The 24,500-nt window shown below is 58.7% G+C and carries 28 protein-coding genes; 5 read left to right on the top strand and 23 right to left on the bottom strand.

Annotation, left to right across the window (positions count from 1 at the left end; genetic code table 11):
* The first annotated feature begins 64 nt into the window (after positions 1–64).
* Together betB and betA are read left to right on the top strand one after the other, a co-directional pair.
* A complete protein-coding gene (gene betB, locus A7317_RS26345; RefSeq protein WP_024077828.1) occupies positions 65–1,537 on the top strand; it encodes a betaine-aldehyde dehydrogenase in 1,473 nt (490 codons plus the stop codon).
* 159 nt (positions 1,538–1,696) lie between these two features.
* Positions 1,697–3,400 (top strand): choline dehydrogenase, encoded by a 1,704-nt coding sequence (gene betA / locus A7317_RS26340; RefSeq protein ID WP_024077829.1) that lies wholly within the window; start codon positions 1,697–1,699, stop codon positions 3,398–3,400.
* Between the two features lie 286 nt (positions 3,401–3,686).
* On the opposite strand, the gene A7317_RS26335 is transcribed toward betA, so the two are convergent.
* The 3 genes from A7317_RS26335 to A7317_RS26325 form a co-directional block, all read right to left on the bottom strand.
* Positions 3,687–4,442 carry an alpha/beta hydrolase family protein gene (locus A7317_RS26335; protein WP_024077667.1) on the bottom strand — a complete coding sequence of 252 codons (756 nt, stop codon included), beginning with the start codon at positions 4,440–4,442 and terminating at the stop codon, positions 3,687–3,689.
* Entirely contained in the window at positions 4,432–5,541 is a 1,110-nt protein-coding gene (locus A7317_RS26330; RefSeq protein ID WP_024077668.1) for a DUF3182 family protein, read from the bottom strand. Before A7317_RS26330 ends, A7317_RS26335 begins: the two co-directional genes overlap by 11 nt.
* Before the next feature lie 171 nt (positions 5,542–5,712).
* Positions 5,713–6,684 (bottom strand): GlxA family transcriptional regulator, encoded by a 972-nt coding sequence (locus tag A7317_RS26325; RefSeq protein WP_041161034.1) that lies wholly within the window; start codon positions 6,682–6,684, stop codon positions 5,713–5,715.
* 96 nt (positions 6,685–6,780) lie between these two features.
* On the opposite strand from A7317_RS26325, the gene A7317_RS26320 reads away from it, so the two are divergent.
* The gene (locus A7317_RS26320; protein ID WP_024077670.1) at positions 6,781–7,344 is read left to right on the top strand and encodes a cysteine hydrolase family protein; all 564 of its coding nucleotides are present in this window, start codon (positions 6,781–6,783) and stop codon (positions 7,342–7,344) included.
* 24 nt (positions 7,345–7,368) lie between these two features.
* Here A7317_RS26320 and tam read toward each other — a convergent pair whose 3' ends face one another.
* Positions 7,369–8,130 (bottom strand): trans-aconitate 2-methyltransferase, encoded by a 762-nt coding sequence (tam, locus tag A7317_RS26315; protein ID WP_069077109.1) that lies wholly within the window; start codon positions 8,128–8,130, stop codon positions 7,369–7,371.
* 117 nt (positions 8,131–8,247) lie between these two features.
* Here tam and A7317_RS26310 point away from each other — a divergent pair, with 117 nt between their 5' ends.
* Entirely contained in the window at positions 8,248–9,156 is a 909-nt protein-coding gene (locus tag A7317_RS26310; protein ID WP_069077108.1) for a LysR family transcriptional regulator, read from the top strand.
* A gap of 75 nt (positions 9,157–9,231) precedes the next feature.
* On the opposite strand, the gene A7317_RS26305 is transcribed toward A7317_RS26310, so the two are convergent.
* Both A7317_RS26305 and A7317_RS26300 read right to left on the bottom strand, forming a co-directional pair.
* Positions 9,232–9,747 (bottom strand): single-stranded DNA-binding protein, encoded by a 516-nt coding sequence (locus A7317_RS26305; RefSeq protein WP_003232445.1) that lies wholly within the window; start codon positions 9,745–9,747, stop codon positions 9,232–9,234.
* A 9-nt stretch (positions 9,748–9,756) separates the two neighbouring features.
* Positions 9,757–11,151, bottom strand: a complete 1,395-nt coding sequence (locus A7317_RS26300) for an MFS transporter (protein ID WP_069077107.1) — start codon at positions 11,149–11,151, stop codon at positions 9,757–9,759.
* 178 nt (positions 11,152–11,329) lie between these two features.
* Between A7317_RS26300 and uvrA the strand changes: the two genes are divergently transcribed.
* On the top strand, positions 11,330–14,164 hold the full coding sequence (gene uvrA, locus A7317_RS26295) for an excinuclease ABC subunit UvrA (protein WP_069077106.1): 2,835 nt from the start codon (positions 11,330–11,332) through the stop codon (positions 14,162–14,164).
* A 67-nt stretch (positions 14,165–14,231) separates the two neighbouring features.
* On the opposite strand, the gene bfr is transcribed toward uvrA, so the two are convergent.
* The 17 genes from bfr to rplE form a co-directional block, all read right to left on the bottom strand.
* Positions 14,232–14,696, bottom strand: a complete 465-nt coding sequence (gene bfr / locus A7317_RS26290; RefSeq protein WP_015886133.1) for a bacterioferritin — start codon at positions 14,694–14,696, stop codon at positions 14,232–14,234.
* 155 nt (positions 14,697–14,851) lie between these two features.
* On the bottom strand, positions 14,852–16,300 hold the full coding sequence (locus A7317_RS26285) for a catalase (RefSeq protein WP_024077675.1): 1,449 nt from the start codon (positions 16,298–16,300) through the stop codon (positions 14,852–14,854).
* 237 nt (positions 16,301–16,537) lie between these two features.
* Positions 16,538–16,924: a 50S ribosomal protein L17 gene (gene rplQ / locus A7317_RS26280; RefSeq protein WP_007918448.1), complete on the bottom strand. Its 387-nt coding sequence runs from the start codon at positions 16,922–16,924 to the stop codon at positions 16,538–16,540.
* A gap of 41 nt (positions 16,925–16,965) precedes the next feature.
* Positions 16,966–17,967: a DNA-directed RNA polymerase subunit alpha gene (locus A7317_RS26275; RefSeq protein ID WP_003176403.1), complete on the bottom strand. Its 1,002-nt coding sequence runs from the start codon at positions 17,965–17,967 to the stop codon at positions 16,966–16,968.
* A 22-nt stretch (positions 17,968–17,989) separates the two neighbouring features.
* On the bottom strand, positions 17,990–18,610 hold the full coding sequence (gene rpsD, locus A7317_RS26270; protein WP_003176404.1) for a 30S ribosomal protein S4: 621 nt from the start codon (positions 18,608–18,610) through the stop codon (positions 17,990–17,992).
* Between the two features lie 18 nt (positions 18,611–18,628).
* The gene (rpsK, locus tag A7317_RS26265; RefSeq protein WP_002555466.1) at positions 18,629–19,018 is read right to left on the bottom strand and encodes a 30S ribosomal protein S11; all 390 of its coding nucleotides are present in this window, start codon (positions 19,016–19,018) and stop codon (positions 18,629–18,631) included.
* A gap of 30 nt (positions 19,019–19,048) precedes the next feature.
* On the bottom strand, positions 19,049–19,405 hold the full coding sequence (rpsM, locus tag A7317_RS26260; RefSeq protein ID WP_024077676.1) for a 30S ribosomal protein S13: 357 nt from the start codon (positions 19,403–19,405) through the stop codon (positions 19,049–19,051).
* Between the two features lie 129 nt (positions 19,406–19,534).
* On the bottom strand, positions 19,535–19,651 hold the full coding sequence (rpmJ, locus tag A7317_RS30365; RefSeq protein ID WP_002555468.1) for a 50S ribosomal protein L36: 117 nt from the start codon (positions 19,649–19,651) through the stop codon (positions 19,535–19,537).
* A gap of 27 nt (positions 19,652–19,678) precedes the next feature.
* Positions 19,679–21,007: a preprotein translocase subunit SecY gene (gene secY, locus A7317_RS26255; RefSeq protein ID WP_003176406.1), complete on the bottom strand. Its 1,329-nt coding sequence runs from the start codon at positions 21,005–21,007 to the stop codon at positions 19,679–19,681.
* Positions 21,008–21,445 (bottom strand): 50S ribosomal protein L15, encoded by a 438-nt coding sequence (gene rplO / locus A7317_RS26250; protein WP_003176407.1) that lies wholly within the window; start codon positions 21,443–21,445, stop codon positions 21,008–21,010.
* 3 nt (positions 21,446–21,448) lie between these two features.
* On the bottom strand, positions 21,449–21,625 hold the full coding sequence (rpmD, locus tag A7317_RS26245) for a 50S ribosomal protein L30 (protein WP_003176408.1): 177 nt from the start codon (positions 21,623–21,625) through the stop codon (positions 21,449–21,451).
* A gap of 2 nt (positions 21,626–21,627) precedes the next feature.
* Positions 21,628–22,128 (bottom strand): 30S ribosomal protein S5, encoded by a 501-nt coding sequence (gene rpsE / locus A7317_RS26240; protein ID WP_003186035.1) that lies wholly within the window; start codon positions 22,126–22,128, stop codon positions 21,628–21,630.
* Between the two features lie 3 nt (positions 22,129–22,131).
* Entirely contained in the window at positions 22,132–22,482 is a 351-nt protein-coding gene (gene rplR / locus A7317_RS26235; protein WP_003186037.1) for a 50S ribosomal protein L18, read from the bottom strand.
* 10 nt (positions 22,483–22,492) lie between these two features.
* On the bottom strand, positions 22,493–23,026 hold the full coding sequence (gene rplF, locus A7317_RS26230) for a 50S ribosomal protein L6 (protein ID WP_024077677.1): 534 nt from the start codon (positions 23,024–23,026) through the stop codon (positions 22,493–22,495).
* A 12-nt stretch (positions 23,027–23,038) separates the two neighbouring features.
* On the bottom strand, positions 23,039–23,431 hold the full coding sequence (gene rpsH, locus A7317_RS26225) for a 30S ribosomal protein S8 (protein ID WP_017848802.1): 393 nt from the start codon (positions 23,429–23,431) through the stop codon (positions 23,039–23,041).
* A gap of 207 nt (positions 23,432–23,638) precedes the next feature.
* Positions 23,639–23,944, bottom strand: coding sequence for a 30S ribosomal protein S14 (gene rpsN, locus A7317_RS26220; protein WP_003176414.1), 306 nt, complete (start codon positions 23,942–23,944; stop codon positions 23,639–23,641).
* 13 nt (positions 23,945–23,957) lie between these two features.
* Positions 23,958–24,497 carry a 50S ribosomal protein L5 gene (rplE, locus tag A7317_RS26215; RefSeq protein WP_003194642.1) on the bottom strand — a complete coding sequence of 180 codons (540 nt, stop codon included), beginning with the start codon at positions 24,495–24,497 and terminating at the stop codon, positions 23,958–23,960.
* Between the last annotated feature and the right edge of the window lie 3 nt (positions 24,498–24,500).

The raw sequence follows: 24,500 nt of genomic DNA, 5'->3' as shown, positions 1-24,500 counted from the left end.
CCACACCCTTATGGCCCACTTTGCGGCGGGTAACGCCAACCACTTATGCACTTGCGAGGACTTTATGGCCCGTTTCGACCTGCAAAAACTCTACATTGACGGCGGCTACAGCGACGCTGGCAGCGATGCCACCTTCGAAGCCATCAACCCGGCTAACGGTGAAGTTCTCGCCCAAGTGCAACGCGCCACGAAAGACGACGTTGAACGTGCCGTGGTCAGCGCTGAAAAAGGCCAGAAAATCTGGGCCGCCATGACCGCCATGGAGCGTTCGCGCATCCTGCGTCGCGCCGTCGACATCCTGCGCGAGCGCAACGACGAACTGGCCGCCCTGGAAACCCTGGACACCGGTAAAGCCTTCTCTGAAACCCAGTACGTCGACATCGTCACCGGTGCCGACGTGCTGGAATACTACGCAGGCCTGGTGCCGGCCATCGAAGGCGAGCAGATCCCACTGCGCGATACCTCGTTCGTCTACACCCGTCGCGAGCCGCTGGGCGTGGTCGCCGGTATCGGCGCGTGGAACTACCCGATCCAGATCGCCCTGTGGAAATCCGCGCCAGCCCTGGCCGCCGGTAACGCGATGATCTTCAAGCCCAGCGAAGTCACCTCGCTGACCACCTTGAAACTGGCCGAGATCTACACCGAGGCCGGCGTTCCAGCCGGTGTATTCAACGTCTTGACCGGCAGCGGCCGTGAAGTCGGCACCTGGCTGACCGAACACCCACGCATCGAGAAAGTCTCGTTCACCGGCGGCACCGACACCGGTAAAAAAGTCATGGCCAGCGCTTCGAGCTCTTCGCTCAAGGAAGTGACCATGGAACTGGGCGGCAAGTCCCCGCTGATCATTTTCGACGACGCCGACCTGGATCGCGCCGCCGACATTGCGATGATGGCCAACTTCTACAGCTCCGGCCAGGTCTGCACCAACGGTACGCGCGTGTTTGTGCCAAAGCACCTGCAAGCCGCGTTCGAAGCCAAGATTGCCGAGCGTGTTGCGCGCATCCGCGTGGGCGACCCACAAGATGCCAACACCAACTTCGGCCCGCTGGTCAGCTTCGCCCACATGGAAAGCGTGCTGGGCTACATCGCCAAAGGTAAGGAAGAAGGCGCCCGCGTACTGTGCGGCGGCGATCGCCTGACCGATGGTGCCTTCGCCAAAGGCGCCTACGTGGCCCCGACCGTATTCACTGACTGCACCGACGAGATGACCATCGTCCGTGAAGAAATCTTCGGCCCGGTGATGAGCATCCTCACTTACGAGACCGAAGCAGAAGTGATCCGCCGCGCCAACGACACTGACTTCGGCCTGGCCGCCGGCCTGGTCACCAAGGACCTGAACCGCGCCCACCGCGTGATTCACCAGCTGGAAGCGGGTATCTGCTGGATCAACGCCTGGGGCGAGTCCGACGCGAAGATGCCGGTCGGTGGCTACAAGCAGTCGGGTGTGGGCCGTGAGAACGGGATCAGCTCGCTGAACAACTTCACTCGCATCAAATCGGTACAGGTTGAGCTGGGCGACTACGCCTCGGTGTTCTAAGACCCGAGTTTTGTATTGCCTGTCAGGCCGTCATCGGGGGCAAGCCCCCTCCCACATTTGACTGTGTTTACACATCTGAAACTGTGAACACAGTCAGTGTGGGAGGGGGCTCGCCCCCGATGAGGCCCGACCTGACCACACATCAAAGAGGGTGCATTTATGTCCCAAGAATACGATTACATCATTGTGGGTGCCGGCTCCGCCGGTAACACCCTGGCGACCCGTCTGACCGAAGACGAAGGCGTCACCGTCCTGCTGCTGGAAGCCGGCGGTCCTGACTACCGTCTCGACTTCCGTACCCAGATGCCCGCCGCCCTGGCATTCCCGCTGCAAGGCCGCCGCTACAACTGGGCCTACGAAACCGATCCAGAGCCGCACATGAACGGCCGCCGTATGGAATGCGGGCGCGGCAAGGGCCTGGGTGGCTCTTCCTTGATCAACGGCATGTGCTACATCCGTGGCAACGCCCTGGACTACGACAACTGGTCGAAACTGCCCGGCCTGGAAGACTGGACCTACCTCGACTGCCTGCCGTATTTCCGTAAAGCCGAAACCCGCGACATCGGCCCCAACGACTACCATGGCGGCGACGGCCCGGTCAGCGTGACGACGCCCAAAGCCGGCAACAACCCGCTGTTCCACGCCATGGTCGAAGCCGGCGTACAGGCCGGTTACCCGCGTACCGAAGACTTGAACGGCTACCAGCAGGAAGGCTTCGGCCCGATGGACCGTACCGTCACGCCAAACGGCCGACGCGCCAGCACCGCGCGCGGTTACCTGGACACGGCCAAAAAGCGTTCGACCCTGACCATCGTCACCCACGCCCTGACCGACAAAGTGTTGTTCGAAGGCAAGCGGGCCGTTGGCGTGCGTTACCTGATCGGTGCTGCCGAAGAGCGCGTCGAAGCCCGCGCCCGCAAGGAAGTGCTGGTGTGCAGCGGCGCAATCGCCTCGCCGCAACTGCTGCAACGCTCCGGTGTCGGCCCGGCCAAACTGCTGGAAAGCCTCGACATTCCGGTGGTCCATGACCTGCCCGGTGTCGGCGAAAACCTGCAAGACCACCTTGAGCTGTACCTGCAATACGCCTGCACCCAACCGGTGTCGCTGTACCCATCGCTGCTCTGGTACAACCAGCCGGCCATCGGTGCCGAGTGGCTGTTCAACGGCACCGGCATCGGCGCCAGCAACCAGTTCGAGGCCGGCGGTTTTATCCGTACCCGTGAAGAATTCGATTGGCCGAACATCCAGTACCACTTCCTGCCGGTAGCGATTAACTACAACGGCAGCAACGGCGTGAAAGAGCACGGTTTCCAGGCGCACATGGGGTCCATGCGCTCGCCAAGCCGTGGCCGCGTGCAACTGAAGTCGAAGAACCCACGGGACTACCCGAGCATCCTCTTCAACTACATGGCCACCGAGCAGGATTGGCAGGAGTTTCGCGACGGCATCCGCCTGACCCGCGAAATCATGCAACAGCCGGCGCTGGACCCGTACCGCGGCCGCGAAATCAGCCCGGGCATCGAGGTGCAAACCGATGAGCAACTCGACAAGTTCATCCGCGAACACGCCGAAACCGCGTTCCACCCGTCCTGCTCGTGCAAGATGGGCACCGATGAGATGGCCGTGGTCGATGGCGAAGGCCGCGTGCATGGCATGCAAGGCCTGCGTGTGGTCGATGCGTCGATCATGCCGATCATCACCACCGGCAACCTGAACGCGCCGACGATCATGATCGCCGAGAAAATCGCCGACAAGATCCGTGGTCGCAAGCCGCTGCCGCGCAGCACCGCCGACTACTACGTGGCAGGCACGGCGCCGGTGCGTGGCAAGCCGCTGCGTGAAGTGGGGCCGACTGCGCAGTAACCCATTCCCTGTGGCGAGCGGGCTTGCCCTAATGCCGTTCAGTTAAGCGTACATCGCCTTCTGTAGGAGCGAGCTTGCTCGCGAAAAACGTCAATCGCCTTCTGTAGGAGCGAGGGGGACGCCTAGTTCTTGCTCGCGAAAAACGTCAACGATAACGCGTGTTTCCTGAATGAACGCGGTGCCTGTGAGTGCTTCGCGAGCAAGCTCGCTCCTACAAAAAAGCCTTAACTGAACGGCATTAGGGCAAGCCCGCTGGTTACAGAGTGCCCAATTCGTGGGCGCCAGGTTATTGGGACTGGATGATGCTCAACCGTTCGCCCACCACCATCTCGGTGATCCAGTCCACCAGGATCGAGGTGTAGGCCTGCTGGGAGACTGGGTCACTCAGGGCGTGGTCGGCGCCGTCGATGATGCGGTGGGTCAGGGAGTGTGTCCGCTGGCACGCCGCACGGTAGCTCATGATGGTCGCGTGGGGCACATGGTCGTCGGTTTCCGATTCGACGATCAGCACATCGCCGGTAAATTGCGCGCAGGCATGCAAGGCGCGGTTGGTTTGCGCGTGCACCAGCGTACTGCGGTAATCCATCAGGTCCGCCTTGTCCAAATCGCGCTTGGGCTTGAGCCATTCCTGGTCGCGGTACAGTGCCGGCACGCGCAGCGCCAGCCAGCGCACCGGGCGCAACGACGTCAGAATGGCGGCGAGGTAACCGCCGTAACTGGTGCCCACCACCGCCACCGCCGAGGTGTCGATGGCCGGGTGCGACAGCAGGCGGTCGTAGGCGGCCAGCAGGTCGCGCAGGTTGTCTTCGCGGGTCACGCGGGACAACGGAATGCCAGTGCCCGCATGGCCACGCAGGTCGAAGGTCAGGCACACGCAGCCCAGGCCGGCGATGCCTTTGGCCCGTTCCAGATCACGCTCCTGGCTACCGCCCCAGCCGTGCACGAACAACACCCCAGGCACTTTGGACTTGGGGCTCAAGAACGTGCCGCTCATCTGTTCGCCGTCGATATCGATCGCAATGCTTTCGCTTCTAGCCGTCATAAGGTTTAACCGTCACGTACTTGAGAAGAAAGTCGCTGTTTTCGGCCGGGCCGCGGTAAACCTCGATGGCATCCGCCGGCAGTGGCTGGTCCACGTAGGTTTCTACCGAGGACACATGAATGGCTTTAAGGCCCGGGTGGTTGATGAAGCTTTGCAGCGCCGCGACTTCCGCGCTGCTGGCCCCGCCCATGCGCCAGGACTGTTCAAGTACACCGCTGCGACGCTGGCCGTTGCTGTCCACGCCCTGGGCGATGTCGTAGTTGCGCCGTGAGGCATAAAAACCAGGGTAGGCCTCAAGCGCGGCGGCGTCGAAGACCTGGGCTTGCCGGATGGCCAGGCGTACGTCGTCGGACAGGTCGAGTTGGAGCAGGTCGTCGTAGTCACCCGGGACCACGATCAGGTTCGAGCCACCGTAGACCTCTTCACCCTGCCCGTCCTGGGTCAAGTATTGCTCGCCGCAATAGCTGAACCGGTGCGCGCCGATGAAACTCTGGCCCACACTATGAGTGACCACATCCTGAAGGTCCTGTTCCAATACCACACCGTCGTCGAATAGCTGCGCCGCTTCGGGGCGCGCCAGCAACGCGTCGAACTCATCCAGGCTACGGATCACTTGCTGGCCACGCCCGGCGCTGGCGTGCACAGGTTTCAACCGGATCGGCCCACTGTAGAGCAGGCGTGTCGCAGCTTCCCGCGCATCCTTGAGGGCAAACACGCTCAGGCCGTCCAACACCACATCGCGCACGCGCTCACCAAATAACGTCGACCAGCCCTCCGGGGCGACGGCTTCGGGGCCCAACACGCCGTGACTGATCGCCTTGGTACAGATGAAGTCGTGATCGACATAGCCGCCCCACAGGTCGTCAGGGCCACTAATACCGAATGGGCGAGCCTGGTCCGGGCCGACCAGGGTTTGGGTGGGCAGCACATACAGATCACGCCCAGCGTGCCGGTTGGGGTCGTAGCTGCCGCCAAACTTGAGGCCGAGGATCTGCGCCAGCCAGCGCGCCAGGGCGCGATTGGTTTCGACTTCATGCTGGGGCGCGCCCTCCCGCGTGGAATGGGCAACGACCAGCTTTTTGCGCTGCGTTGGGGTCATGCGTCCCCCTTGATTGTCCCGCCATGTGTGTGCAGACACTGTTGCAGGGATCAAGCCAAGGCCTGGCTCAAGGCGATGGCGTGGAAATCAAGTGGTTAGCTGAAAAGCGATGGCAGTTGGCCTGTTTGATTCTGCACGACAGCCGCGGATGGACGCGGCGTTCTGCACGATTCACACCCCAAACCGGCTGCGGTAATCACTGGGGGCCAGGCCGGTGATTTTCTTGAAGGTGGCGCGAAAGGCACTGGGGTCCTGATAACCCACGGTCCAGGCGATATGGTCGATGGTGCCGTTGGTGAACTCCAGCATCTGCCGAGCCTTGCCGACCCTCAAGTGCTGGCAGTATTCGGTGGGCTTCAACCCTGTTGCGCCGCGAAAGCGCCGCAGGAATGTACGCTCTTCCAGACCCGCCTCCTGGGCCATTGCCGCCACGCTGACATCCACCGCACCACTGGCCTGCAACCAGTGCTGCACCTTGAGGATCGCGCTGTCGCCGTGCCCGAGAATCGGCGCAAAGTTGCTGCCGCAGTGGCTGGCGCTGTCACTGTGCGCGATCACCAGGAACCGGGCGGTCTGGGCCGCAATGCTCGGGCCCATGGTGCGGTCAACCAGGCGCAGGCCCAGTTCGGACCAGGCCATCAGCCCGGCGGTCGTGATCAGGTCGCCGTCATCGACAATCGGTTTATCCGCCTCCAGGCGTACGGCTGGGTAACGAGCGGCGAAGGATGTGGCGGAGGACCAATGCGTGGTGGCGCTGCGCCCGTCCAGCAGGCCACTACGCGCCAGCATGATCGAACCAATGCACACGCCACCGAGAACCGTGCCCGCCGCGTGTTGCTGGCGAATCCACGCCAGCAACGCAGGCGGCGCTTGCTCGTCGGTGAACTCGCCAATCGAGGGCGGCACCAGCACGGCCATCAGCGGCAGGTCAGGGCCGGGATGGCTGTCGAATACCCGCGCGGGGGTACCCTGGGCATCCACCTGCCAGTGGCTGACCCGCAGCAGCGGCAGTTGCGCGGATTGATGCTCGGCGGCGATCCGGTTGGCCACGCCGAACAGGTCGGTCAAGCCATGCACCGCAGCCAATTGCGCCCCTTGATAGATCAATACACCCAGCTCGACGATCGAGCGTTCCACGGCCATTGTCAGTTTTCCCCCTGTTATTGTCGGTGCAGCCAATCCTCGGCAGCGGCGCCAGCTAAGATACTGGCCCCATCAACCCATCACGAGGCAACACCCATGGCCAAGCAAGCACTCATCCTAATCGATATCCAGAACGACTACTTCCCCCAGGGCAAGTGGCCGCTCAGCGGCGTGGAAGCCGCGGCGGACAAGGCTGCACAAGTGCTCCAGGCCTTTCGCCAGGCGGGCGATGCGGTGATACATGTGCGCCATGAGTTCACCTCGCAGGATGCTCCCTTCTTTACACCGAACTCCGAGGGGGCGCACTTGCACCCCAAGGTGTTGAACGAGGGCAATGAGCCAGTGGTACTGAAGCATTTCGTGAATGCGTTCCGTGAAACCAACCTGCGTGAGCTGTTGGAACAACGCAGCATTACCGAACTGGTGGTGGTCGGCAGCATGAGCCACATGTGCATCGATGCGGTGGTGCGAGCGGCGGCGGACCTGGGCTACAAGGTCACGCTGATCCATGACGCCTGCGCCACCCGCGACCTGGAATTCAATGGCAAAGTCATCCCGGCGGCGCAGGTGCATGACGCTTATATGGCATCGCTGGCATTCGGCTATGCAGGCGTGGTGTCGGCGGATGAATACCTCAAGACACAAACGGCGGCCGCGTGACCGCCCCCCCGTATGCTGCTGGCTTCAGCGCGTGGCGATGACGAACAGGCGCGGAAACGGCAGCAGCACGGTGCCATCGCCCAGGGCTGGGTAAGCCTGCGTAATCCGTGCCTGGTATTCCCGTAGGAATGCGGCCTTTTCCCCGTCGCTCAACGGCGCAAGAAATGGCCGCAATGCAGAACCTTTAAACCACTCCACCACCGCCGCATGATCCGCCAACGGATGCAGGTAGGTGGTGCGCCACACGTCGACGACGCTGCAGTGTTGGCTGAGTAGCTCGTAGTAGTAGCTCGCGGTGTGCCGCTCATTGTGTTTAACCGCACCGATCTTCGCGGACCAGGGGCCATCTGCCGATACCTCTCGTGCCAGCCGGTGGGCAGGCTCATCAAGGTTGTCCGGGGTTTGCACCGCCAGCGTGCCACCGGGCGTCAGTTGGTTGACCAGGTGCGGGTAGAGCGTGGCGTGATCGGGCAGCCATTGCAGGGAGGCGTTGGCCAGGATGACGTCGAAGGCCTGCTCGGGGCTCCAGGCACCGATATCCGCCCGTTCGAAGTTCAGCCCCGGCAGGCGTTTACGGGCGTCGACCAGCATGTCATCGGAGCTGTCCATGCCGGTGACCTGCGCTTGCGGGAAACGCCCGGCCAGCACTTCAGTGGAGTTACCGGGGCCACAGCCCAAGTCGACAGCGGTGCGCACCTCGGTATTGGGAATGGCCGCGACCAAGTCACGAACCGGGCGAGTGCGCTGTTGTTCAAACATCGTGTATTGCTTGGCAGACCAGGTCATCGCGGCTTTCCTTCTTTTTTAGAGGCGGCTTTTTAAAGGGTGAAGACAGCCTAAATCTTGTGAGCCATGAGAACAAATGCCAGGATTGACGACCTCCCATACCTGAAAAGTATCCCTATGTTGGAGTTGCGCCAACTCAGAGCCTTTGTCGCCATTGCCGAAGAAGGCTATATCACCCGCGCGGCGGAACGTTTGGGGATGCAGCAGCCACCGCTGACGCGACTGCTGCAAAGCCTTGAGGCCGAGCTGGGCGTTGTGCTGATGGAACGCCTGCCCCGTGGCGTGCGCCCAACCCCTGCCGGGCTGGCGTTGCTGGAGGAAGCGCGCGAGGTGTTGGCACGTGTCGACGGCGTGGCGGAGTTCGTGCGTCGCGCTGCCCGAGGTGAGCGCGGACGGCTGGCCATCGGGTTTACCAGTTCGGCCGCCCTGCACCCATTCGTGCCCAGTGTGCTGCGGCTGTTTCGCGAAACCTTCGTGGGCGTCTCGGTGGTGCTGGAGGAAGCAGGTACCGGCGAACTGCTGGATGCGCTGGTGCATGAAAAACTCGACGCAGCCTTTATCCGCTCACCGCTCAGCGGGATTCAATCGCTGCAGGACCAACCGATCCTCGTGGAGCCCATGTTGTTGGCACTGCCCACCGATCATCCCCTGGCACTCGACGCCGCCTCCCCCCTGCCTTTGGCGGCACTGGCTACTGAGTCCTTCGTACTCTATCGACGGCGCGTGGGGTTGGGTTTGTATGACGCGATCCTGGTGGCCTGCCGTGAAGCGGGGTTCAGCCCGCAAGTGGTGCAGGAAGCGCCGCGCATGACAGCAACCTTGAGCCTGGTGGCAGCGGGCCTTGGCGTATCCATCGTGCCGGCGTCGATGCAACGGCTGCGTGGAGACGGCATCGTCTATCGGCCACTGACGGATTGCCAGAACCTGGTGGCGCCGCTCCACCTGGCGACGCGAGCCGGTGATGACTCGGCCGTATTGCGGCGGTTCAAGGACATGGTGCTGACCACGGCGGCAACAGACGCCTGATCAGTAGCCATAAAAAACCCCCGCGGCCTGCGCCAGCGGGGGTTCTTGAGTATCGCTCGTTGCGGGTCTGCGACCTCAGAACGGGATATCGTCATCAAAGCTGTCGAAATCCGGAGCCGGTTGCGGAGCGGCCTGTTGTGGCGCTGGGCGCGACTCACGTTGTGGCTGCTGGCTTGGCTGCGGACGGGACTGCTGTGGGCGCGGTGCCGAGTTGGACATGCCGCCCTGGCCCTGTTGGTCACCCTGTGGACGGCCGCCCAGCAGTTGCATGGTGCCTTGCATGTCGACCACGATTTCAGTGGTGTAACGCTTGATACCGTCTTTTTCCCACTCGCGGGTTTGCAGCTTGCCTTCGATGTAGACCTGCGAGCCTTTGCGCAGGTATTCACCGGCGATCTCTGCCACCTTGCCGAACATCGACACGCGGTGCCATTCGGTTTTCTCGACCTTCTGGCCGGTCTGCTTGTCGGTCCACTGTTCGCTGGTCGCCAGACTCAGGTTGGTCACGGCATTACCGTTAGGCAAGTAGCGAACTTCGGGATCCTGGCCGCATGTACCGACCAATATGACTTTGTTAACCCCACGGGCCATAACGTTCTCCTAAGCTGGGCGCGCTGTCGGCACTGGGTTGACCAGTTGCTCGAGCGTCGCGCGATCCAATAATTCGGTGTCCAATTTGATGTAAATGGCTGCTTCTTCAGCAACCACGACTGCATCGGTTACCCCAACGACGGCCTTGAGGCGCTCTACCAGACCGCTTTCACGGATCGCCTCGGGCGATAGCGGCAAACGCAGACTTGTGACGTAGGGAGGTTCGCGCATGGTAACAGCAAAGGCCAGCCAAAGTGCAGCCAGCCCGGCACATCCCAGGAACACAACCGACAAACCGCCGTGCTGGAACATCCAGCCACCCATGATGCCGCCCAGTGCAGAACCAAGGAACTGGCTGGTGGAGTACACCCCCATTGCCGTGCCCTTGCCACCGGCCGGTGAAACTTTACTGATCAGCGAAGGCAACGAGGCCTCCAGCAGGTTGAATGCGGTGAAGAACACCACCGTACCGACTACCAGTGCCCGCAGGCTGTCGCCGAACTGCCAGAAGAATAGCTCAGTGAGCATCAGCGTCGCGACGGCGCCGAGTAAAACTCGTTTCATTTTGCGTTTCTTCTCGCCGTAGATGATGAAGGGGATCATGGCGAAGAACGAAATCAGGAGGGCAGTCAGGTAGACCCACCAGTGCTGCTCCTTGGGCAACCCGGCTTTTTGCACCAGGGCCAGGGGCAAGGCGACGAAACTGCACATCAGCATTGCGTGTAATACGAAGATACCTAAATCCAGGCGCAGCAAATCCGGATGCTTGAGTGTCGGCAACAGGGCCTTGCGGGCGACGCCCGACTCACGGTGCTGCAACGTGCCGGTGGAGCGCGGCACCATGAAGGCCACGATCACGATCCCGAACAACGCCATGCCGCCGGTGGCCAGGAACAAGCCGTGCAAGCCAAAGGCGCGCGTCAGCAACGGGCCGACCACCATCGCCACGGCGAACGACAGACCGATGGTCATGCCGATCATGGCCATGGCCTTGGTGCGGTGTTGCTCGCGGGTGAGGTCGGACAGCAACGCCATGACCGCTGCGGAAATTGCCCCGGCCCCCTGCAGGATACGTCCGGCGATCACGCCCCAGATCGAATCCGACTGGGCCGCGAGCACGCTGCCGAGAGCGAACACGATCAGCCCCAGGTAAATCACAGGGCGGCGGCCAATACGGTCGGAAATGATGCCGAATGGAATCTGGAAAATCGCCTGGGTCAGGCCATAGGCGCCAATGGCCAGGCCGATCAAGGCGGGGGTCGCTCCTGCGAGATCCATTCCATAGGTCGCCAGCACTGGCAACACCATAAACATGCCAAGCATACGGAAGGCGAACACCAGGGCCAGACCGCTTGCTGCTCGGGTCTCGCCGCTACTCATGCGTTCGCTGTGGGGATCGTGCATGGAAAAACCTCGTGTGAACCGGCGGCGATTCTACCAGTCCCATCGATTGAGAGGGTATATGCGGCGCTTTGCCGCGCAGCTTTCATGTAAGGCTGCACCCGGCACTTTGACAGTGTATATTCATCCAGTCTTTAGCCGTATACTCCTGCATTATTTACGCCCGCCGTGCGAGGCCATCTTGGACAAGATCCTGATTCGTGGGGCTAGAACCCACAACCTGAAGAACATCGACCTGACCCTGCCCCGGGACAAATTGATCGTCATCACCGGCTTGTCCGGCTCCGGCAAATCTTCCCTGGCGTTCGACACGCTGTATGCCGAAGGTCAGCGTCGCTATGTGGAATCGCTGTCGGCCTATGCCCGCCAGTTCCTGTCGATGATGGAAAAACCCGACGTCGACACCATTGAAGGCCTGTCGCCAGCGATTTCCATCGAACAGAAGTCGACGTCCCACAACCCGCGCTCCACCGTGGGCACCATCACCGAAATCTACGACTACCTGCGCCTGCTGTACGCGCGAGTGGGCATTCCCCGTTGCCCGGACCACGACATTCCACTGGAAGCCCAGACCGTCAGCCAGATGGTCGACCTGGTGCTGGCCCAACCGGAAGGCGCCAAGCTGATGCTGCTGGCGCCGGTGATTCGCGAACGCAAGGGTGAACACCTTTCCGTATTCGAAGAGCTGCGTGCGCAAGGCTTTGTGCGCGCACGCATCAACGGCAAGCTCTACGAACTGGACGAAGCGCCGAAGCTCGACAAGCAGAAGAAGCACTCGATCGATGTGGTGGTCGACCGCTTCAAAGTGCGGGCCGACCTGCAGCAGCGTCTGGCAGAATCGTTCGAGACTGCGTTGAAGCTGGCAGACGGTATAGCCCTGGTGGCGCCGATGGATGACGAGCCGGGCGAAGAGATCATCTTCTCCGCGCGCTTTGCCTGCCCGATCTGTGGCCATGCCATCAGCGAGCTGGAACCCAAGCTGTTCTCCTTCAACAACCCGGCCGGCGCCTGCCCGACCTGCGATGGCCTGGGCGTGAAGCAATTCTTCGACATCAAGCGCCTGGTTAACGGGGAGCTGACATTGGCGGAGGGCGCGATACGCGGCTGGGACAGGCGTAACGTCTACTACTTCCAGATGCTGGGGTCGCTGGCGTCCCACTACAAGTTCAGCCTTGAAGTGCCATTCAATCAACTGTCGGCAGAACAGCAGAAAGTCATCCTCAATGGCAGTGGCTCGCAGAACGTCGATTTCAAATACCTGAACGACCGTGGCGATATCGTCAAGCGCTCCCACCCGTTCGAAGGCATCGTGCCGAACCTGGAGCGGCGCTACCGCGAGACTGAATCGGCGAGCGTGCGCGAAGAACTGGCGAAGTTCCTCAGCACTCAACCCTGCCCGGATTGCCGCGGCACTCGCCTGCGCCGTGAGGCGCGGCATGTGTGGGTTGGCGAGAAGACGCTGCCGGCAGTCACCAACCTGCCAATCGGCGATGCATGCGAGTACTTCGGTGCACTCAAGCTGACCGGGCGCCGTGGGGAAATTGCCGACAAGATCCTCAAGGAAATCCGCGAGCGCCTGCAGTTCCTGGTCAACGTTGGCTTGGACTACCTATCGCTGGATCGCAGCGCCGATACGCTATCAGGCGGCGAAGCCCAGCGGATTCGCCTGGCCAGCCAGATTGGCGCCGGCCTGGTGGGTGTGCTGTACATCCTCGATGAGCCGTCGATCGGTCTGCACCAGCGCGACAATGATCGTCTCCTGGGCACCCTGAAGCACCTTCGGGATATCGGCAACACGGTGATTGTGGTCGAGCATGATGAAGACGCTATCCGCCTGGCGGACTACGTAGTCGATATCGGCCCTGGGGCTGGCGTGCATGGCGGTCATATTGTCGCCGAGGGCACGCCCGCCGAAGTCATGGCTCACCCTGACTCGTTGACCGGCAAGTACCTGTCTGGCCGAGTGAAGATTGAAGTGCCAGCCAAACGTACGCCACGTAACAAGAAGATGGCATTGCACCTCAAGGGCGCGCGGGGCAACAACTTGCGCAATGTCGACCTGGAAATTCCCCTGGGCTTGCTGACGTGCGTAACCGGTGTTTCCGGTTCAGGCAAATCCACACTGATCAACAACACCCTGTTCCCACTGAGTGCCACCGCCCTGAACGGCGCGACCACCCTGGAAGCGGCGGCACACGACAGCATCAAGGGCCTGGAGCACCTGGACAAAGTGGTCGATATCGACCAGAGCCCGATTGGCCGCACACCACGCTCCAATCCGGCAACCTACACAGGGCTGTTCACGCCGATTCGCGAACTGTTCGCTGGCGTTCCGGAATCTCGCTCGCGGGGCTACGGGCCCGGCCGGTTCTCGTTCAACGTCAAAGGCGGGCGCTGCGAAGCATGCCAGGGTGATGGCTTGATCAAGGTGGAGATGCACTTCCTGCCAGACATCTATGTGCCGTGCGATGTGTGCAAGAGCAAGCGCTACAACCGCGAAACCCTGGAGATCAAGTACAAGGGCAAGAGCATCCACGAAACCCTGGAAATGACTATCGAGGAAGCGCGGGTGTTCTTCGATGCGGTCCCGGCGCTGGCGCGCAAGCTGCAAACGCTGATGGATGTGGGCTTGTCCTATATCAAACTTGGGCAGTCCGCGACCACTCTATCCGGTGGTGAAGCGCAACGGGTGAAGCTGTCTCGCGAGCTGTCCAAGCGCGATACCGGCAAGACCTTGTATATTCTGGATGAGCCAACTACCGGCCTGCATTTCGCGGATATTCAACAGTTGCTGGATGTCTTGCATCGCCTGCGCGACCACGGCAACACCGTGGTGGTGATCGAGCACAATCTGGATGTGATCAAGACGGCCGACTGGCTGGTTGACCTCGGCCCGGAAGGCGGTTCCAAGGGTGGCCAGATCATTGCGGTGGGCACGCCGGAGCAGGTCTCCGAAATGCCACAGTCCCACACGGGTTACTATCTCAAGCCCTTGCTGGCGCGCGACCGGGCCTGATTTATCAAGCCCGATAAAAAAGCCCCCGTCACTTCAGCAGTGACGGGGGCTTTTTTGTAGCCGGGAATCAGAACTGCGATTGCAGGTAATTCTCCAAGCCAACCAACTTGATCAGGCCCAACTGCTTTTCCAGCCAATAGGTGTGATCTTCTTCGGTGTCATTCAACTGCACCCGCAGGATTTCCCGGGTGACATAGTCGTTGTGCTGCTCGCAGAGCTCGATGCCCTTGCAGAGCGCGGCACGCACCTTGTACTCGAGGCGCAGGTCGGCAGCGAGCATGTCAGGCACCGTGGTGCCCACATCAAGGTCATCGGGACGCATACGTGGCGTGCCTTCGAGCATCAGGATACGGCGCATCAGTGCGTCGGCGTGCTGTGCCTCTTCTTCCATTTCGTGATTGATACGCTCATAGAGCTCGGTAAAGCCCCAGTCTTCATACATGCGCGAATGGATGAAATATTGGTCACGAGCAGCCAGTTCGCCCGTCAGCAACGTGTTGAGGTAATCGATTACGTCGGGGTGACCTTGCATCGCCCTACATCTCCCTGCTTGAAAGTCTGTAGTTTGAACCATGATGACTCCCAGGTCACGGGATCAACAGCAGAAAAGTGCAGATTTACTGAGAAAAGTGGTCGAATTAACGCAAAAACCGCCCAAATGAGGGCGGTTCTGCTTATCGTTTAGAGTCAGTTAAGCGATACACCGAGCGCCTTTGCGATTGCTTCTCCATAAGCAGGATCAGCCTTGAAAAAGTGCTGCAATTGGCGCTGGACGACATCGCTGGAAACACCGGCCATGGCTCCGGCGATGTTGCTGGTGAGCAACGCTTTCTGCTCATCATTCATCAGGCGGAACAACGCGCCAGCGTGGCTGTAATAGTCGGTGTCTTCGCGGTGATCGTAACGATCCGCCGCACCGCTCAGGGCCAAGGCAGGCTCAGCGTATTGTGGTGCTTGCTTCGGTGCGTCAACGTAGCTGTTCGGCTCGTAGTTAGGAGCCGCGCCACCATTACTGCCGAATGCCATCGAACCATCACGCTGATAGCTGTTCACCGGGCTACGTGGGGCGTTTACCGGCAGTTGCTGATGATTGGTACCGACGCGGTAGCGGTGAGCATCTGCATAAGCGAAGACACGTCCCTGAAGCATACGGTCTGGCGACAGACCAACACCTGGCACCATGTTGCTTGGACCGAACGCTGCTTGTTCTACTTCGGCGAAGTAGTTCTGCGGGTTGCGGTTGAGCTCCAATTCACCGACTTCGATCAATGGGAATTCCTTCTGCGACCAGGTCTTGGTCACGTCAAAAGGGTTCTCGTAATGAGCGTTGGCCTGGGCCTCGGTCATGATCTGAATGCACACACGCCATTTCGGGAAGTCACCGCGCTCGATCGCACCGAACAGATCACGCTGTGCATAATCAGGATCGGTACCTGCCAGCCGCGCTGCTTCTGCCGGCGCCAGGTTCTTGATGCCCTGCTTGGTTTTGTAGTGCCACTTGACCCAGTGACGCTCACCCTTGGCATTAATCAGGCTGTAGGTGTGACTGCCGAAGCCATGCATGTGACGGTAGCCATCAGGAATGCCCCGGTCCGAAAACAGGATAGTGACCTGATGCAGCGCCTCTGGAGAGTGCGACCAGAAGTCCCACATCATCTGCGCGCTCTTCAAGTTGCTTTGCGGCAGGCGCTTTTGGGTGTGAATGAAGTCAGGGAATTTCAACGGATCGCGGATGAAGAACACCGGGGTGTTGTTACCGACGATGTCCCAGTTGCCTTCTTCGGTGTAGAACTTCAAGGCGAAACCACGTGGATCACGTTCAGTGTCAGCCGAACCACGCTCACCACCTACTGTGGAGAACCGCAGGAACGTCGGGGTTTGCTTGCCCACGGCTTCGAACAGCTTGGCACTGGTGTATTGAGTGATGTCTCGGGTGACCGTGAAGGTACCGTAGGCGCCCGAACCCTTGGCGTGCACACGACGCTCTGGAATATTTTCGCGGTTGAAGTGGGCGAGCTTCTCGATCAGGTGAAAGTCGTCGAGCAGCAACGGGCCTCGTGGGCCGGCGGAACGGGAATTCTGGTTGTCCGCAACGGGTGCACCGCTGGCGGTGGTAAGGATTTTGTTCTGGCTCATGTTCAGTTTTCCTCTGGTCGGACTTGGAACTACAGGCTAATCGGCTTGGAGGAAGTATTAATCATCAACATGACGGCTACAAATTCATTAAATTGTGAGCCTCAATAGAAAATTTCTACCAACAATCCAAGCCCCATAGTGCCCAACGCCACAGCAGGAAACTTGTACATATCGCGCTTTTGTCGCGCGCACAAAAAACCGGGCACTAGGCCCGGTTCTTCGTTACAGACTGTCGTCTTACTCGGCGCTTACAGCTTCGCCGGCAGTAGCACGATCAACCAACTCGACGTACGCCATAGGCGCGTTGTCGCCAGTGCGGAAACCGCACTTGAGGATGCGCAGGTAGCCACCCTCACGGGTAGCATAACGCTTGCCCAGGTCGTTGAAGAGCTTACCAACGATAGCTTTCGAACGAGTACGGTCGAAAGCCAGACGGCGGTTAGCCAGGCTGTCTGTCTTAGCCAAAGTGATCAGCGGCTCAGCAACGCGACGCAGTTCTTTAGCTTTCGGCAGTGTAGTTTTGATCAGCTCGTGCTCGAACAGCGACACCGCCATGTTTTGGAACATGGCCTTGCGGTGCGAGCTGGTACGGCTCAGGTGACGACCACTTTTACGATGACGCATGGTTCATTCCTTACCAAACTCACGTTCGGTGATTACGACGATCAGGCAGTCGCCTTGTCGTCCTTCTTAAGACTTGCAGGCGGCCAGTTGTCGAGGCGCATGCCGAGGGACAGACCGCGGGAGGCCAGAACGTCCTTGATTTCAGTCAAGGATTTCTTGCCCAGGTTCGGAGTCTTCAACAGTTCTACTTCGGTACGCTGAATCAGGTCGCCGATGTAGTAAATGTTTTCCGCCTTAAGGCAGTTAGCCGAACGTACAGTCAGTTCCAGATCGTCAACCGGGCGAAGCAGGATCGGATCGATCTCGTCTTCCTGCTCGATTACCACTGGTTCGCTGTCACCTTTGAGGTCGACGAACGCAGCCAACTGCTGTTGCAGAATGGTTGCAGCGCGGCGGATAGCCTCTTCAGGATCCAGAGTACCGTTGGTTTCCAGATCAATAACCAGCTTGTCCAGGTTAGTACGCTGCTCGACACGGGCGTTTTCCACCACGTATGCGATACGGCGAACCGGGCTGAACGAAGAGTCAAGCTGCAAGCGACCAATGCTGCGGCTTTCGTCTTCATCGCTCTGACGCGAGTCGGCCGGTTCATAACCACGACCACGAGCTACAGTGAGCTTCATGTTCAGGGCGCCGTTAGACGCCAGGTTAGCGATTACGTGATCGGGGTTAACGATCTCGACATCATGATCCAGCTGAATATCGGCAGCGGTAACCACCCCCGAACCCTTCTTCGACAAGGTCAGCGTAACTTCGTCACGGCCGTGCAGCTTGATAGCCAGACCTTTAAGGTTCAACAGGATTTCAATTACGTCTTCCTGTACACCTTCGATGGCGCTGTACTCGTGGAGCACACCGTCAATCTCGGCCTCGACTACTGCACAGCCGGGCATTGAGGACAACAGGATGCGGCGCAGCGCGTTGCCCAGGGTGTGGCCAAAACCACGCTCGAGAGGCTCGAGTGTGATCTTGGCGCGGGTTGGACTGACAACCTGCACATCAATATGGCGGGGTGTCAGGAACTCATTTACCGAAATCTGCATGGATGCACCTATTTTCTAGCCCTTACTTGGAGTAGAGCTCGACAATCAGGCTTTCGTTGATGTCGGCGGACAGATCACTGCGAGCAGGAACGTTCTTGAAAACGCCCGACTTCTTCTCAGTGTCTACTTCTACCCATTCTACGCGGCCACGTTGGGCACACAGATCGAGAGCTTGGACAATGCGAAGTTGGTTTTTTGCTTTCTCGCGAACTGCGACCACGTCACCAGCACGAACCTGGTAGGACGGAACGTTTACGGTCTGGCCGTTAACGCTGATCGACTTGTGCGATACCAGCTGACGGGATTCGGCACGAGTAGAACCAAAGCCCATACGGTATACAACGTTGTCCAGACGGCATTCGAGCAGTTGCAGCAGGTTTTCACCGGTTGCACCTTTCTTGCCAGCAGCTTCTTTGTAGTAGCCGCTGAACTGACGCTCGAGAACGCCGTAGATACGACGGACCTTCTGCTTTTCACGCAGTTGGGTGCCGTAATCGGACTGGCGACCGCGGCGTTGGCCGTGGATACCAGGTGCTGCTTCGATGTTGCACTTCGATTCGATCGCGCGCACGCCGCTCTTCAGGAAGAGATCGGTGCCTTCGCGACGAGCGAGTTTGCATTTTGGACCAATGTAACGAGCCATTCTTTACAATCTCCTGGATTACACGCGGCGCTTCTTCGGCGGACGGCACCCGTTGTGCGGGATTGGCGTCACGTCGGTGATGCTGGCGATCTTATAGCCACAGCCGTTCAAAGCACGGACAGCAGACTCACGACCTGGACCTGGACCTTTGACGTTAACGTCGAGGTTTTTCAGGCCATATTCCAGCGCAGCTTGACCAGCACGTTCAGCAGCTACTTGAGCAGCAAACGGGGTGGACTTGCGGGAACCGCGGAAACCCGAACCACCGGAGGTAGCCCAAGAAAGCGCGTTACCTTGACGGTCGGTGATGGTCACGATGGTGTTGTTAAAAGATGCATGGATGTGGGCGATGCCATCAACCACTGTCTTTTTAACTTTTTTACGAGGACGAGCAGCAGGTTTTGCCATGATAATTTTCCTGTCGATTCGCTGGGGCGATTACTTGCGGATCGGCTTACGCGGACCTTTACGGGTACGCGCGTTAGTCTTGGTACGCTGACCGCGTACTGGAAGACCACGACGATGACGCAGACCGCGATAGCAACCGAGGTCCATCAAACGCTTGATTTTCATGTTGATTTCGCGACGCAGGTCACCTTCAGTGGTGAACTTCGCCACTTCGCCACGCAGCAATTCAATCTGCTCGTCGCTCAGATCCTTGATCTTAGCGGCTGGGTTTACCCCAGCAACTGCGCAAATTTTCTGCGCAGTAGTGCGACCAACACCATAGATGTAGGTCAGCGAGATAACAGTGTGCTTGTTATCTGGAATGTTAACGCCTGCAATACGGGCCATTCAGTGGGACTCCAATTGACAGCTACCTACGCCCCGGAAGCCAAGAAATAGGGCGCGAGATAATATCGCTGTAATAACAAATAATCAACCCGGCAGCGCACTAGCTGCCGGGCTTCAAGCGGATCACACTCAGCCTTGGCGCTGTTTGTGACGCGGTTCCGCGCTGCAAATTACTCGAACAACACCTTCGCGGCGAATAATCTTGCAGTTACGGCACAGCTTTTTCACCGATGCACGAACTTTCATCACCAACTCCTCGAACCTTATGGGTACTCAGCGCAACATGCCGCTGCCGTAACCCTTCAGGTTGGCTTTCTTCATCAGGGATTCGTACTGGTGCGAAACGAGGTGCGATTGTACTTGGGACATGAAGTCCATCACAACCACGACCACGATCAGCAACGAGGTCCCGCCAAGGTAGAACGGAACGTTTGCTGCAACCACCAGGAACTGGGGCAACAAGCAGACGGCCGTCATATATAGAGCACCGAACAGGGTCAAACGAGTCAGAACGCCATCAATGTAGCGTGCAGACTGCTCACCTGGACGGATGCCCGGAATAAAGGCACCGGACTTCTTCAGGTTTTCCGCTACGTCTTTCGGATTGAACATCAACGCCGTATAGAAGAAGCAGAAGAAAATAATCCCTGCACTAAACAGCAGAATATTCAACGGCTGACCAGGAGCGATCGACTGAGAGAGGTCCTGCAGCCAGCCCATATTTTCAGACTGACCAAACCAGGTACCCAACGAAGCCGGAAACAGCAAGATGCTGCTCGCGAAGATTGCCGGAATAACACCGGCCATATTCACTTTCAGCGGCAAGTGGCTGGTCTGCGCAGCAAAAACCTTGCGGCCCTGCTGACGCTTGGCGTAGTGAACAGCAATACGACGCTGGCCACGCTCAATGAACACCACAAAACCGATAATCGCTACTGCCAGCAAACCGATGGCAACCAAGGCGAAAATGTTGATATCACCCTGACGTGCAGACTCGAAAGACTGCCCGATTGCTCTCGGAAGACCGGCGACGATACCTGCGAAAATCAACATCGAGATACCGTTGCCAACACCACGCTCAGTAATCTGCTCACCCAGCCACATCATGAACATCGCACCAGCCACAAACGTGGATACCGCGACGAAATGGAAGCCAAAGTCACCAGTGAACGCAACACCCTGCCCCGCCAGGCCAACGGACATGCCGATAGCTTGAACCAGGGCGAGGATGACAGTGCCGTAGCGGGTGTACTGGCTAATCTTGCGACGGCCAGCTTCACCTTCCTTCTTCAACTGCTCCAGCTGCGGGCTGACGGCTGTCATCAGTTGCATGATGATCGATGCCGAGATGTACGGCATGATCCCCAGTGCAAAAATGCTCATCCGTTCCAGCGCGCCGCCAGAAAACATGTTGAACAAGCTAAGAATGGTCCCCTCATTCTGTCGAAACAGGTCTGCGAGTCGGTCCGGATTGATACCTGGAACCGGGATGTGTGCGCCTATTCGGTAGACGATAATCGCCAGGAACAGAAAACGCAGACGAGCCCAAAGTTCAGACATACCGCCTTTGCCGAGCGCTGAGAGAGCACCTTGCTTAGCCATTTATTCCTCGAACTTGCCGCCAGCTGCTTCGATAGCCGAACGCGCACCTTTGGTGGCGCCGATTCCCTTGCCGATAGTGACAGCGCGAGTCACTTCACCGGACAGCATGATTTTCACACGCTGTACGTTGACGTTGATCACGTTGGCATCTTTCAGGGTCTGCACAGTAACGATGTCGCCTTCCACTTTAGCCAGCTCGGACAGACGCACTTCTGCGCGGTCCATGGCCTTCAGGGAAACGAAACCGAACTTAGGCAGGCGACGATGCAGCGGCTGTTGACCGCCTTCAAAGCCTGGAGCAATGGTGCCACCGGAGCGGGAGGTTTGACCTTTGTGGCCACGGCCACCAGTCTTACCCAAACCGCTACCGATACCACGGCCCGGACGATGCTTTTCGCGACGGGAACCCGGCGCTGGACTCAGATCATTGAGTTTCATCGATTAACCCTCGACACGCAGCATGTAGTAAGCCTTGTTGATCATCCCGCGATTCTCGGGAGTATCCTGGACTTCTACAGTGTGACCGATGCGACGCAGACCCAAACCCTTAACGCACAATTTGTGGTTAGGGATGCGGCCGGTCATGCTTTTGATCAGCGTTACTTTAACGGTAGCCATGATCAGAAGATCTCCTTGACGCTTTTGCCACGCTTGGCGGCAATGGATTCAGGAGATTGCATAGCTTTCAAACCTTTGAAAGTGGCGTGAACCACGTTTACCGGGTTAGTCGAGCCGTAGCACTTGGCCAGAACGTTCTGAACGCCAGCAACTTCGAGGACAGCACGCATAGCGCCGCCAGCGATGATACCGGTACCTTCAGAAGCAGGCTGCATGTACACCTTCGAAGCGCCATGAGCAGACTTCATTGCGTACTGCAGAGTGGTGCCGTTCAGGTCAACTTGAATCATGTTGCGACGAGCAGCTTCCATTGCCTTCTGGATCGCAGCAGGCACTTCACGTGACTTGCCACGGCCGAAGCCAACACGCCCTTTACCATCACCAACCACGGTCAACGCGGTGAAAGTGAAGATACGGCCGCCTTTAACGGTTTTGGCTACGCGGTTAACTTGAACCAGCTTCTCAATGTAGCCTTCGTCGCGCTTTTGGTCGTTATTTGACATAACTTAGAACTCCAGCCCAGCTTCACGAGCAGCATCAGCCAGCGCTTTAACGCGGCCGTGGTACTTGAAGCCAGAGCGGTCGAAAGCCACTTGCGAGACGCCAGCGGCCTTAGCACGCGTAGCGACCAGCTGGCCAACCTTTGTGGCCGCGTCGATGTTGCCAGTGGCACCATCACGCAGTTCTTTATCCAAAGTCGAGGCGCTGGCCAGGACTTTGTTGCCGTCGGCCGAGATGACCTGGGCGTAGATGTGCTGCGACGAGCGGAACACGCAGAGACGCACGACTTCTAGTTCGTGCATTTTCAGGCGTGCTTTGCGAGCGCGACGCAGTCGAGTAACTTTTTTGTCGGTCATTTGCTATGCCCTACTTCTTCTTGGCTTCTTTACGACGGACGACTTCGTCCGCGTAGCGCACACCTTTGCCTTTGTACGGCTCTGGTGGACGGAAGTCGCGGATCTCAGCGGCCACCTGACCTACCAGCTGCTTATCGATGCCCTTGATCAGGATATCGGTCTGGCTAGGAGTCTCAGCGGTGATGCCTTCCGGCAGTTCGTAATCCACTGGGTGCGAGAAGCCAAGGGCCAGGTTCAAAACCGAGCCTTTTGCTTGCGCTTTGTAACCAACACCGACCAGCTGGAGCTTACGCTCGAAGCCTTGGCTTACGCCTTGGACCATGTTGTTTACCAACGCACGCGTGGTACCGGCCATTGCGCGAGTTTGTTGATCGCCATTGCGAGCAGCGAAACGCAGCTCACCAGCTTCTTCAACGATCTCAACGGACGAATGGATGTTCAGTTCAAGAGTACCCTTGGCACCCTTCACCGAAAGCTGTTGGCCTGCGAATTTGACTTCGACACCGGCTGGCAGCTTAACGGGGTTCTTAGCGACGCGAGACATGCTTATCCCCCCTTAGAACACAGTGCAAAGAACTTCGCCGCCGACACCGGCAGCGCGCGCAGCACGATCCGTCATCACACCTTTGTTGGTGGAGACGATAGACACGCCAAGACCGCCACGAACTTTCGGCAGATCCTCAACGGACTTGTACTGACGCAGGCCTGGACGGCTAACGCGCTTCACTTCCTCGATGACCGGACGGCCTTCGAAGTACTTCAGCTCGATGGACAGCAGTGGCTTGATTTCGCTGCTGATCTGATAACCCGCAATGTAGCCTTCGTCTTTCAGGACTTTGGCAACAGCTACCTTCAACGTGGAAGATGGCATGCTTACGACGGACTTTTCAGCCATCTGGGCATTACGGATACGAGTTAGCATGTCCGCTAACGGGTCCTGCATACTCATGGGCTAGACGCTCCTAATACAAAAAAATTAGCCTTACGGCTACATATGTCGCTGAGTATCTCCGGGCATAGAAAACACGGGCTCAGGCGAGCCGGGTATTCTAGACACACTCCGGAAATGAAACAAGCCCCAAAAGGGGCTTGTTCCAGATTCAAGGTACCGGCGGTCAGTATCTTGCGATCCCGACCACCCGGACTTTGAAAGTACTTACCAGCTGGCTTTAACCAGACCAGGTACGTCGCCACGCATTGCCGCTTCACGCAGTTTGTTACGGCCGAGGCCGAACTTGCGGTAAACGCCGTGTGGACGACCAGTCAGGCGGCAGCGGTTACGCATGCGCGAGGCGCTTGCGTCACGTGGCTGCTTCTGCAGAGCAACTGTAGCTTCCCAACGCGCTTCTGGACTTGCGTTCAGATCAACGATGATTGCTTTCAGTGCTGCACGCTTCTTGGCGTACTTGGCAACCGTGAGCTGACGTTTCAGCTCGCGGTTTTTCATGCTCATCTTGGCCATGGTCCTACTCCAATCAGTTGCGGAACGGGAATTTGAAAGCACGCAACAGGGCGCGACCTTCATCATCGTTCTTGGCAGTGGTGGTCAGGGTGATGTCCAGACCGCGGAGAGCATCGATCTTGTCGTAGTCGATTTCCGGGAAAATGATCTGCTCTTTCACGCCCATGCTGTAGTTACCACGACCATCGAAGGACTTGGCATTCAGGCCGCGGAAGTCGCGAACCCGAGGCAGGGAGATCGACAGCAAACGATCCAGGAATTCGTACATACGCTCACGGCGCAGAGTCACTTTGACGCCGATCGGCCAACCTTCACGGACTTTAAAGCCAGCGATGGATTTCCGAGCGTAAGTCACAACGACTTTTTGACCGGTGATCTTTTCCAGGTCAGCAACAGCGTGCTCGATGACTTTTTTGTCGCCGATCGCTTCGCCCAGACCCATGTTCAGGGTGATTTTGGTAACGCGCGGAACTTCCATCACGTTCCCGAGCTTAAGTTCTTCCTTAAGCTTGGGGGCGATTTCCTTCCGGTAAATCTCTTGTAGTCGTGCCATGGT

Origin of the sequence: Pseudomonas fluorescens (genome assembly GCF_001708445.1) — a bacterium.
In the GTDB taxonomy this organism is placed as follows: Bacteria; Pseudomonadota; Gammaproteobacteria; order Pseudomonadales; family Pseudomonadaceae; genus Aquipseudomonas; species Aquipseudomonas gorinensis.
The sequence above is the reverse complement of the archived record's forward strand: the minus strand, read 5'-3'. Positions and strand labels throughout refer to the sequence as shown.

What these genes read in the sequence shown, in the direction of transcription:
- rpmD (WP_003176408.1), bottom strand. Translation starts at nt 21,625, where the DNA reads ATGGCTACCGTTAAAGTAACGCTGATCAAAAGCATGACCGGCCGCATC.
- rpsN (WP_003176414.1), bottom strand. Translation starts at nt 23,944, where the DNA reads ATGGCCAAGATGAGCATGAAAAACCGCGAGCTGAAACGTCAGCTCACG.
- rpsD (WP_003176404.1), bottom strand. Translation starts at nt 18,610, where the DNA reads ATGGCTCGTTACATTGGTCCAAAATGCAAACTCGCTCGTCGCGAAGGC.
- tam (WP_069077109.1), bottom strand. Translation starts at nt 8,130, where the DNA reads ATGACCTGGTCTGCCAAGCAATACACGATGTTTGAACAACAGCGCACT.
- A7317_RS26320 (WP_024077670.1), top strand. Translation starts at nt 6,781, where the DNA reads ATGGCCAAGCAAGCACTCATCCTAATCGATATCCAGAACGACTACTTC.
- secY (WP_003176406.1), bottom strand. Translation starts at nt 21,007, where the DNA reads ATGGCTAAGCAAGGTGCTCTCTCAGCGCTCGGCAAAGGCGGTATGTCT.
- A7317_RS26300 (WP_069077107.1), bottom strand. Translation starts at nt 11,151, where the DNA reads ATGCACGATCCCCACAGCGAACGCATGAGTAGCGGCGAGACCCGAGCA.
- rpsK (WP_002555466.1), bottom strand. Translation starts at nt 19,018, where the DNA reads ATGGCAAAACCTGCTGCTCGTCCTCGTAAAAAAGTTAAAAAGACAGTG.
- rplR (WP_003186037.1), bottom strand. Translation starts at nt 22,482, where the DNA reads ATGACCGACAAAAAAGTTACTCGACTGCGTCGCGCTCGCAAAGCACGC.
- rplQ (WP_007918448.1), bottom strand. Translation starts at nt 16,924, where the DNA reads ATGCGTCATCGTAAAAGTGGTCGTCACCTGAGCCGTACCAGCTCGCAC.
- rplE (WP_003194642.1), bottom strand. Translation starts at nt 24,497, where the DNA reads ATGGCACGACTACAAGAGATTTACCGGAAGGAAATCGCCCCCAAGCTT.
- rpsM (WP_024077676.1), bottom strand. Translation starts at nt 19,405, where the DNA reads ATGGCCCGTATTGCAGGCGTTAACATTCCAGATAACAAGCACACTGTT.
- bfr (WP_015886133.1), bottom strand. Translation starts at nt 14,696, where the DNA reads ATGCAAGGTCACCCCGACGTAATCGATTACCTCAACACGTTGCTGACG.
- A7317_RS26285 (WP_024077675.1), bottom strand. Translation starts at nt 16,300, where the DNA reads ATGAGCCAGAACAAAATCCTTACCACCGCCAGCGGTGCACCCGTTGCG.
- betB (WP_024077828.1), top strand. Translation starts at nt 65, where the DNA reads ATGGCCCGTTTCGACCTGCAAAAACTCTACATTGACGGCGGCTACAGC.
- A7317_RS26325 (WP_041161034.1), bottom strand. Translation starts at nt 6,684, where the DNA reads ATGGCCGTGGAACGCTCGATCGTCGAGCTGGGTGTATTGATCTATCAA.
- rpmJ (WP_002555468.1), bottom strand. Translation starts at nt 19,651, where the DNA reads ATGAAAGTTCGTGCATCGGTGAAAAAGCTGTGCCGTAACTGCAAGATT.
- A7317_RS26275 (WP_003176403.1), bottom strand. Translation starts at nt 17,967, where the DNA reads ATGCAGATTTCGGTAAATGAGTTCCTGACACCCCGCCATATTGATGTG.
- A7317_RS26330 (WP_024077668.1), bottom strand. Translation starts at nt 5,541, where the DNA reads ATGACCCCAACGCAGCGCAAAAAGCTGGTCGTTGCCCATTCCACGCGG.
- A7317_RS26305 (WP_003232445.1), bottom strand. Translation starts at nt 9,747, where the DNA reads ATGGCCCGTGGGGTTAACAAAGTCATATTGGTCGGTACATGCGGCCAG.
- rplO (WP_003176407.1), bottom strand. Translation starts at nt 21,445, where the DNA reads ATGAAACTCAATGATCTGAGTCCAGCGCCGGGTTCCCGTCGCGAAAAG.
- A7317_RS26310 (WP_069077108.1), top strand. Translation starts at nt 8,248, where the DNA reads ATGTTGGAGTTGCGCCAACTCAGAGCCTTTGTCGCCATTGCCGAAGAA.
- betA (WP_024077829.1), top strand. Translation starts at nt 1,697, where the DNA reads ATGTCCCAAGAATACGATTACATCATTGTGGGTGCCGGCTCCGCCGGT.
- rpsH (WP_017848802.1), bottom strand. Translation starts at nt 23,431, where the DNA reads ATGAGTATGCAGGACCCGTTAGCGGACATGCTAACTCGTATCCGTAAT.
- rpsE (WP_003186035.1), bottom strand. Translation starts at nt 22,128, where the DNA reads ATGTCAAATAACGACCAAAAGCGCGACGAAGGCTACATTGAGAAGCTG.
- A7317_RS26335 (WP_024077667.1), bottom strand. Translation starts at nt 4,442, where the DNA reads ATGACGGCTAGAAGCGAAAGCATTGCGATCGATATCGACGGCGAACAG.
- rplF (WP_024077677.1), bottom strand. Translation starts at nt 23,026, where the DNA reads ATGTCTCGCGTCGCTAAGAACCCCGTTAAGCTGCCAGCCGGTGTCGAA.